Consider the following 8,220-nt stretch of genomic DNA (forward strand, 5'->3'; position numbering starts at 1 on the left):
ATCCCGCTCCTCAGCCAGATTCCCTCAGAGGACGAAGACGAGGACGCCCAGGAGCTCGGCGCCGGGCCCGTGGAGGCCACGAGCGTCATCGCGTGGGAGGCGCCTCCCGGCCGCATGGACCCCGTGCGCCGCATCCACCGCGCCGGCCGTCCCGAAGGCACCGTCTCCGGCCCGGCCCCCACGCGCCCCCAGGCCGCAAGCCGCCCCACCGTCGGCTCCACCGAGACCCGAGAGACGCCCGCCGCCGTCCCGGACGCCGCGCCCCCCGCGGATGCCACCTCCGCGGAGCCGCTCGTCTTCAAGCTCGTGCGCGAGAGCCCGCTCGACCCGAAGCCCTACCGCGGCCTCGTGGACCACTTCGACCAGCGCGGTGACGTCACCCGCGCCGCGCTCATGCGCGAGCTCGCGGACGCCCTGGAGGGCCGCGACATCCCCGCGCCCCGCGTGCAGCGCGCGCCCCTCACCAACCAGGAGCGCGCCGGCCTGCGCCACCCGGGCCTGCGCACCCCGTCCGGGGAGCTGCTCGCGTGCGTGGGCATCGCGCTGTGCCGGCTGTTCCCGTCGCCCGCGCGCATCGCCAGCACCACGGAGCCCCTGCGCGCCTCCTCCGGCCCGGGCGCCGCCGCCGTGCTCGACGCGCTCAACGGCGCCGCGCGCCTGCTGGGCGTGCCCCTGCCGGAACTCGTCGCGGGCGACGACGACACCGCCAACATCACCCCGCTGCACACCACCGCCCCGCGCCTCGTCGTGGGCCGGCTCCTCGTGCAGCAGCCCCCCACCAACGCCGAGCTGCGCTTCCACGCCGGCCGCGCGCTGTTCTCGCTGTCACCGGACCTGCTCGCCCTGCGCGCCCTGCGCAAGGACCACCTGCTGCGCGCGCTCGCGCTCCTGTCCTCCGTCCTCAAGAACCCCAAGGACGCTGGCGACGACGCCCGCGTGGTGCGCGAGTCCCTGTCCCCCAGGGCCCTGGAGCGCGCCGCCCTCCTGATGGAGCCCGGCACCCGGGATTTCGACGCGAGTCTGCTCGTCGCCGCCGCGCGAGACTCCGCCAACCGCGCGGGGCTCGTCGCCTGCGGAGGCCCCGGGCCCGCGCTCACCGTGCTCCGGGCCCGCCGCCCCAACGATTCAGAGCTGGAGGAGCTGGTCCGCTTCGCCGCCTCCGAGCGCTACCTCGCCCTGCGGGACGCCGCCGAAGCCGGCCGCGGCCGTTAGCGCGGCGTCGCCTGGAAGCGCCTCAGTTCACCAGCAGCCGCAGCGTGAGCGACAGCATGCGCCCGTTCAGCCCGCCCAGGTCGTGCTGGTACGCCAGGTCCACGCCGCCGCCTCCGGGCGACAGGAAGCCCGCGCCCACCGTCACGCGCGAAATCTTCTGGAAGCCGTCGTACGTGTAGCCCGCGCGCAGCGGAATCGTCTGGTCGAGGATGTACTCCGCGCCGGTGTTGTACGTGAGCACCGCCGAGTCGCGCGTCTCGAAGTCCCCGCGCACGTCGAACGCCACCACCACCGCCTGCCCCACATAGGCCGCATGCGCGGAGTAGTAGCGCGTCAGCTCCACGTTCTCCGTGTCGATGAGGTTGTTCCCGGACACGCCCAGCGTCAGCTGCTCGCTCAGCCGCACCAGGATGCCCGCGTCCAGCGTGATGGAGTTGGCGAAGCGAGACTGTCCATTCAGCCGCAGGTAGTGCCCCGACAGACCGATGAGCAGCGACTGTCCCAGCGGCAGCGCCGCGCCCAGCGTGCTCAGGTTCGCGGACGTGCGCCCCCCGCCGCGCCCCAGCGAAAGCCAGTGGTAGTCCACGCCCAGCGCCAGCCGGCCGCTGCTGGAGTCCGCCAGGCTGATGCCCAGGAAGCCCTCCTTGTTGCGTGGGTCGTACGCCCCCGTGCCTTCAATGCGGTAGGCGGGGAACAGCGCCATCGCCGCCGGGTTGCCCAGGAGTGCATCCGCACCCAGGCCCGTGGCCCGGAAGGCGCCGCCCATGCCCTGGGCCCGCGCATTCGAGATGTCGCGCAGCTCATCCGCCCGTTCGGTCGTGGCGGCTCGGGAGACGAGGGGGACCACGGACAGTGTCAGGGACAGGGCGGCGACGATGGCACGGAGCGGCATGGCGCCGGGGAATCTATCCGGCTTGCTGGGGTTCTGGGCCACCAATAGATTCCCCGCCCCATGTCCTCCACCGACACGAAGGCAACGAAGCTCATCCGCAAGTGCGTCATCCCCGCCGCCGGCCTGGGCACCCGTTTCCTCCCGGCCACCAAGGCCGTGCCCAAGGAGATGCTGCCCATCGTCGACACGCCCACCCTCCAGTACATCGTGGAGGAGGCGGTGAAGGCCGGCATGGAGGACGTCGTCGTCATCAACGGCCGCGGCAAGGGCTCCATCGAGGACCACTTCGACATCGCGTTCGAGCTGGAGACCACGATGCGTGCGCGCGGGAAGACGGCGGAGGCGGACCGCATGCGCGCCATCGCGAACCTGGTGCGCATCATCAGCGTGCGCCAGAAGGAGCCGCTCGGCCTGGGCCACGCGGTGCTGTGCGCCAAGAGCGTCATCGGCGACGAGCCCTTCGGCGTCCTGCTGGGCGACGACATGATCGACTCGGAGGATCCGGGCATCGGCCAGCTGGCGCGCATCTACCAGCAGCACCAGAAGGCCGTCATCGCGCTGATGGAGGTCCCCGAGAGCGAGACGCACATGTACGGCATCGCCGCCGGCAAGGACCTGGGCAACGGCGTCATCCAAATCGACCACGTGGTGGAGAAGCCCAAGAAGGGCACCGCCCCGTCGAACCTGGCGGTGATTGGCCGCTACGTGCTGCCCCCGTCCATCTTCCCCATCCTGGAGAAGCAGACCACGGGCGTGGGCGGCGAAATCCAGCTCACGGACGGCCTGGCCACGCTCCAGAAGACCGAAGGTCTGCTGGGCTACAAGTTCCAGGGCCAGCGCTACGACGCCGGTGACAAGGTGGGTTACCTCAAGGCGAACATCGCCTATGCGCTCAAGCGCCCCGACCTGCGCGGAGGGCTCCTGGAGTACCTGCGCGAGGTCGTCAAGACGGAGAAGCCGTGAAGCGTCTCATCGCCGTATCCGCAGTCCTCGTGTCCCTCGCCGCCGGCGCCTATGTGCTGCCCGGCGGCTCCATCCTGCGGCGCATGGCCACCGCGCGGGAGGAGAAGCGCCTGTCGGCCTTCCGCGTGGAAGGCTCCGTCATCTTCTCCTCCACGGGCGTGGCGGAAGCCGGGGCCGCCCTCAACGTCCCCACGGACCGTCCGGAGCTCCAGGGAGACGGCGTGCTGTCCGTGAAGATTCCGGGCCGCTGCCGCTTCGACGCGAGCTCGCCGGACAGCAGCCTCAAGTCCTCCACCGTGCAGGTCTCCGGCAAGAAGCGCGTGGAGGGCAAGGAGATGCCCGCCATCTCCGTGCTGGTGGCCCAGGTGTGCGCCATCCTCGCGCAGGACGCGGGCAGCGTGCAGGACACCAAGCTCGCCCAGGAGGCCTACCTCCAGGGGCTGGGCGTCAACACGAAGGTGACGTCGCTCGCGCGCTTCGGCGGTGAGGTGGCCTTCGTCCTGGGCGACCCCGCGGAGGGCAAGCCCCAGTTCTGGGTCTACAAGGACGCCTTCCGGCCCGCGCGCCTGCGCTACGCGGACGCGTCCGGGGCGGCCTGGGACGTGCGCTTCCTGGACTACGCCTCGCCGGCCACCGGCGACTGGATGCCCCGCACGGTGGAGGTGTGGAAGGCGGGCCAGCGCGTGGTGCGCTTCACCGCCCTCAAGGCGGACAACCGCTCGGCCGTGCCGGACACGCTCTTCAAGTAGCGGCCCGCTCCGATTCGCTTGCGATGGGCGGGGCTGACGGTGAAAGTCCCGCCCGTTCCAGGACCGGGATATCCCCGGTTCCCGGCGCGGAGGCGATTCGCATGAAGCTCCATGGCAACCCGATGAGCACGTGTACCCGCAAGGTCCTCACCGTCCTGGCGGAGAAGGGCCGCGAGGTCGAGCTCGTCAACGTCGACCTGATGAAGGGCGAGCAGAAGTCGCCCGCGCACGTGGCGCGCCAGCCCTTTGGCGTGGTGCCCGCGCTGGAGCTGGACGACGGCTTCGTCATGTACGAGTCGCGCGCCATCAGCCGCTTCCTGGACCGCACCCTGCCGGGCCCGTCGCTGACGCCCGCGGACCCCAAGGCCTACGCGCTGATGGAGCAGTTCATCGGCGTGGAGCAGTCCTACTTCTCCGGCCCGGCGATGAAGATCGTCATGGAGCGCTTCCGGGGCACCAACAACGAGGAGAACATCGCCAAGGGCCGTGAGGGCCTGAAGCGTCCGCTGGAGGTCCTAGACGAGGCGCTGGCGAACCGGCCGTACCTGGCGGGCAATGACTTCACGCTCGCCGAGGTCTGCTTCGCGCCGTACATGGAGTACCTCTTCGCCATCGGGGAGAAGGACACCGTGGCCCCGTACAAGAACGTGATGGCCTGGTGGGACCGCGTGTCCAACCGCCCGTCCGTGAAGAAGGCCTCCGGCCGCTAGCCCGCCCGCACGACCCTCTTTCGCGCAGGCCACCCGGGCCTCTTCCGCACCCTGTCTTCCAGGGCCGGGAGGGGCCCTTCGTGCTTCCAGTGCACCAGGGATGTCAGACGCCCGGGGCACAGTGGATCCCGGGTGCAGGACGGGCGGGCCGGGGACGCTGGCGGCAAGAGGTCGGTCATGGAGCAAGAGCACTTCGCGCTGGGTGGTTTTCCTCGGACACGGGCAGAGGCCCCCTCTCGCGGTTCCATTCCGTTGCGGACGCGGCGTACGGAAGTGGGAAGGGAAGTGTCGCAGCGGGATCCCGCCGCTACAGTGCGCCCCGTCGTGAGCGCCACTCCCGCCCAACTTGCCTCTGTCGCCGTGGGCCGTCCCGTGCGCGGGGAGTTCACCTACCTGGTGCCGGAGGCGCTCGCGGGCAACCTCGCCCCGGGCCAGCGCGTGCTCGTGCCCTTCGGACGCGGCATGGCGCTGGGCTTCTACCTGGGGCCCGCGAACGCGCCGGTGGAAGGCGGCGTGCGGCTCAAGCCCATCCAGCGCGTGCTGGAGGACTCGCCCTCCCTGCCCAAGGACCTCATCGCGCTCCTGCGCTTCACCGCGGAGCACTACCGCTATCCGCTGGGCGAGGTGATCCGCGGCGCGCTGCCGCCGGGCCTCTCCACCGCGGTGGATGAGAAGGAAGCGAAGCCGGACATCCAGTTCTTCGTGGAGGCGCTCGTCGCGGAGGTGCCCCCGCAGCTGGCTCGCGCTCCGGCGCAGGCCGCGGTGCTCCAGTACCTTTTGGCGGTGGGCGGACGCGCGCCGCTGGACGAGGTGACGCACGCCATCCCCGGCGCGCGCGAGACGCTGAAGAAGCTGGCCACGCGCAAGTTCGTGAAGTGGGTGGAGGTGACGCTGCAACCCGGCGTGCGCGAGGGCCTGGTTCAGAACCGCCCGGACCGCCTCACCCCGGAGCAGGCCCTGGCGGTGAAGGAGCTCCAGGGCGCCGTCGACGTGGGCGGCTTCCAGCCGTACCTCCTGCACGGCGTCACCGGCAGCGGCAAGACGGAGGTGTACCTGCGCGCCGTGGAGCACACGCTCGCGCGCGGCCTGGGCAGCCTGGTGCTGGTGCCGGAAATCGCGCTGACGCCGCAGTTGGTGGGGCGCTTCCGCAGCCGCTTCGGTGGCGACGTGGCGGTGCTGCACTCGGGGCTGAAGGACCGCGAGCGGCTGTTCCACTGGCAGGCGCTGCGCAAGGGCACGGTGAAGATCGCGGTCGGCGTGCGCTCGGCGGTGTTCGCGCCGGTGGAGCACCTGGGGCTCATCGTCGTGGACGAGGAGCACGACCCGTCCTTCAAGCAGGACGAGAAGCTGCGCTACCAGGCGCGCGACCTGGCCGTGGTGCGCGGCAAGCAGGCCAACGCGGTGGTGGTGCTGGGCTCCGCGACGCCTTCGCTGGAGACGCTCCAGAACACGCGCTCCGGCCGCTACAAGCTGATTGAGCTGAAGAACCGCGTGGACGACCGGCCCATGCCCACCATCAACCTGGTGGACCTGCGCGTGGAGCGTCCGCGCGAGGGCCAGGTGACGGAAGAGGCGCCCATCCTGAGCCCGCAGATGCTCCAGGCCATGGAGGAGACAGTGGCCAAGGGGCAGCAGGTCATCCTGTTCCTCAACCGCCGCGGCCACAGCACCATCCTCCTGTGCGAGGTGTGCGGCCTGTCGCTCAAGTGCCACGACTGCGACGTGTGCATGACGCACCACCGCTCGCAGAACCGGGTGGTCTGCCACTACTGCGGCGTGGCCTTCCCGGTACCGAACGCCTGCCGCGAGTGCACCGGCCCGCTGCTCAAGCTCGGCATCGGCACGGAGCGTGTGGAGGCGGAGGTCCTGGAGCGGATGCCACACGCACGCGTAGCGCGGCTGGACCGGGACTCCGCGACGAGCGCGGAGAAGCTGACGGAGCTGCTGGCGTCCTTCGCGCGGCGGGAACTCGACGTGCTGGTGGGCACCCAGATGGTGGCCAAGGGGCACGATTTCCCGGGCGTGACGCTGGTGTGCGTGGTGATGGCGGACACGTCCCTGGCGATTCCTGATTTCCGAGCCGCTGAGCGGACCTTCCACCTGTTGACCCAGGTGGCGGGGCGCGCGGGGCGCGGGAAGGACCCGGGGCGGGTGCTGGTGCAGACCTACAACCCGGACGCGGAGCCGGTGAGGCGGATGCTGGCGCACGACTTCGACGGGTTCTCCAAGCAGGAGCTGGAGTGGCGCAAGGCGCTGGCCTATCCGCCCTTCGCGCGCATGGCGGCCGTCCGGCTGGAGGGCGAGCACCCGGAGCAGACGGCGGGGGTGGCGCGCTTCCTGGGGAACCTGGTGGGGCGACACATGCCGCCAGCGTCGGCGGGGGTGCGCCTGCTGGGGCCGGCCCTGGCGCCGATTGCCCGAATCCGGGGCAAGACGCGCTGGCAGTTGCTCCTGAAGGCGCCGACACATGCGGCGCTCGCCCCACTGCTCGCCCGGTTGGAGGCGGCGTTGGCGGATGTCCCCAATGGGGTGAAGGTCGTCATCGACGTGGATCCCGGGGCCATGCTGTAGACTCCCGGGCTCCCCCATGGGCGCCTCGGTCCTCCTCGTACACGACGACATCGCCACCATCGCCGCCGTCCGGCGACTGCTGTCCCGCGAAGGGCACGAGGTCATCCTCGCGACCTCCGCCGCGGACGCGCTCATCGCTTTCGGGCATCACCTGCCAGAGCTCATCGTGCTCGCGCCGGGCGTGGAGAGCGGCCGCGGGCGCGTGGTGTTGGAGGAGCTGGTGCAGCACCCGGAAGGCCACAAGGCGCGGGTGCTGCTGCTGAGTGAGCCCATCGAGGGCTTCAGCGCGCCGGTGGCGCCGCTGCCCCTGGACGGGCCCAGCTTCGTGACGCTGGTGGACACGTTGATCCGCGCGCCGGCCGAAGCGGATGGCTGGCGCGTGGTGGAGAACCGGACGCTGAGCGAGCCGGCGAAGGGGAGCGCCCCCGCGGACGAGGCCTGGCATGTGACGGCGCCGCGCTCGGTGGGCGGGGACCCGGCGCTGGCGAACGCGCTGTTCGGGGACCTGGCGCCGCTGAACCAGACGGACTGGGAAGTGGCGGCGATGACGCGCGAGGAGCGCAGCGCGCACGCCGTGCACCAGCAGCGCGAGCGCAGCATGAACGCCGCGCTGGAGCAGGCGCACCTGGAAGTGGAGACGGAGGCAATCGCCTCCATCGACTCCGCGCTGACGGTGGGCACGAAGTCGCAGTGGGCCGGGGCGGCGGAGGAGGGTGACTCCGGCGAGGCGTGGGGCGAGGAGGATCCGGACGCGAGCGTCGGCAGTGAGTGGGACGCGGAGCCTCCGAACGCGGAAGGGGCGGACGAGGGCCGTCCGCCGGAAGCGCGCACCACGTTGCGCTTCCCGTTCCCGAACGCGGAGGGCGAGGAAGGGGCGCCCGCGGAGGGGCGGCTCGCGTTCCGTGAGGAGCCGCTCACCCCGCCGGGGCTGAAGCCGGTGAAGCCCGCGCCGAAGCTGGGGGACGAGGGCTTCTTCGACGTCGACTCGGACGAGGACAGCGGGGCGGCGAAGGCGTCGGAGCCGGAGGGCTCGGAGCCGCTGGCGTGGAAGGAACTGGAGCCGGATCCAGAGCTGGAGGCGCGTGCGTCTCCGGGCGGCGTGGACGACTCCGACGAGACGGAC

Annotated in this window: 5 protein-coding genes and 2 pseudogenes; 6 read left to right on the plus strand and 1 reads right to left on the minus strand. The window is 71.4% G+C overall.

Features of this window, described 5'->3' with window-relative positions; translation table 11 throughout:
* A pseudogene (locus D7V80_RS42040) lies at positions 1-1,212 on the plus strand (hypothetical protein); the annotation flags it as partial.
* Between the two features lie 22 nt (positions 1,213-1,234).
* Here D7V80_RS42040 and D7V80_RS38915 read toward each other — a convergent pair.
* The gene (locus tag D7V80_RS38915) at positions 1,235-2,104 is read right to left on the minus strand and encodes a hypothetical protein (protein ID WP_233586058.1); all 870 of its coding nucleotides are present in this window, start codon (positions 2,102-2,104) and stop codon (positions 1,235-1,237) included.
* Positions 2,105-2,164: 60 nt separating this feature from the next.
* On the opposite strand from D7V80_RS38915, the gene galU reads away from it, so the two are divergent.
* The 5 genes and pseudogenes from galU to D7V80_RS38940 all read left to right on the plus strand — a co-directional run.
* The gene (gene galU, locus D7V80_RS38920; protein WP_120592860.1) at positions 2,165-3,067 is read left to right on the plus strand and encodes a UTP--glucose-1-phosphate uridylyltransferase GalU; all 903 of its coding nucleotides are present in this window, start codon (positions 2,165-2,167) and stop codon (positions 3,065-3,067) included.
* Positions 3,064-3,816 (plus strand): hypothetical protein, encoded by a 753-nt coding sequence (locus D7V80_RS38925; RefSeq protein WP_120592861.1) that lies wholly within the window; start codon positions 3,064-3,066, stop codon positions 3,814-3,816. Before galU ends, D7V80_RS38925 begins: the two co-directional genes overlap by 4 nt.
* 101 nt (positions 3,817-3,917) lie before the next feature.
* Entirely contained in the window at positions 3,918-4,526 is a 609-nt protein-coding gene (locus tag D7V80_RS38930) for a glutathione S-transferase family protein (protein WP_120592862.1), read from the plus strand.
* A gap of 177 nt (positions 4,527-4,703) precedes the next feature.
* The gene (gene priA / locus D7V80_RS38935; RefSeq protein ID WP_120592863.1) at positions 4,704-7,097 is read left to right on the plus strand and encodes a primosomal protein N'; all 2,394 of its coding nucleotides are present in this window, start codon (positions 4,704-4,706) and stop codon (positions 7,095-7,097) included.
* A 16-nt stretch (positions 7,098-7,113) separates the two neighbouring features.
* Positions 7,114-8,220: pseudogene (locus D7V80_RS38940) on the plus strand (response regulator receiver protein); the annotation flags it as partial.

Origin of the sequence: Corallococcus sp. CA054B, from assembly GCF_003611625.1 — a bacterium.
GTDB classification, from domain to species: Bacteria; Myxococcota; Myxococcia; order Myxococcales; family Myxococcaceae; genus Corallococcus; species Corallococcus coralloides.

What these genes read in the sequence shown, in the direction of transcription:
- D7V80_RS38915 (WP_233586058.1), bottom strand. Translation starts at nt 2,104, where the DNA reads ATGCCGCTCCGTGCCATCGTCGCCGCCCTGTCCCTGACACTGTCCGTG.
- galU (WP_120592860.1), top strand. Translation starts at nt 2,165, where the DNA reads ATGTCCTCCACCGACACGAAGGCAACGAAGCTCATCCGCAAGTGCGTC.
- D7V80_RS38930 (WP_120592862.1), top strand. Translation starts at nt 3,918, where the DNA reads ATGAAGCTCCATGGCAACCCGATGAGCACGTGTACCCGCAAGGTCCTC.
- priA (WP_120592863.1), top strand. Translation starts at nt 4,704, where the DNA reads ATGGAGCAAGAGCACTTCGCGCTGGGTGGTTTTCCTCGGACACGGGCA.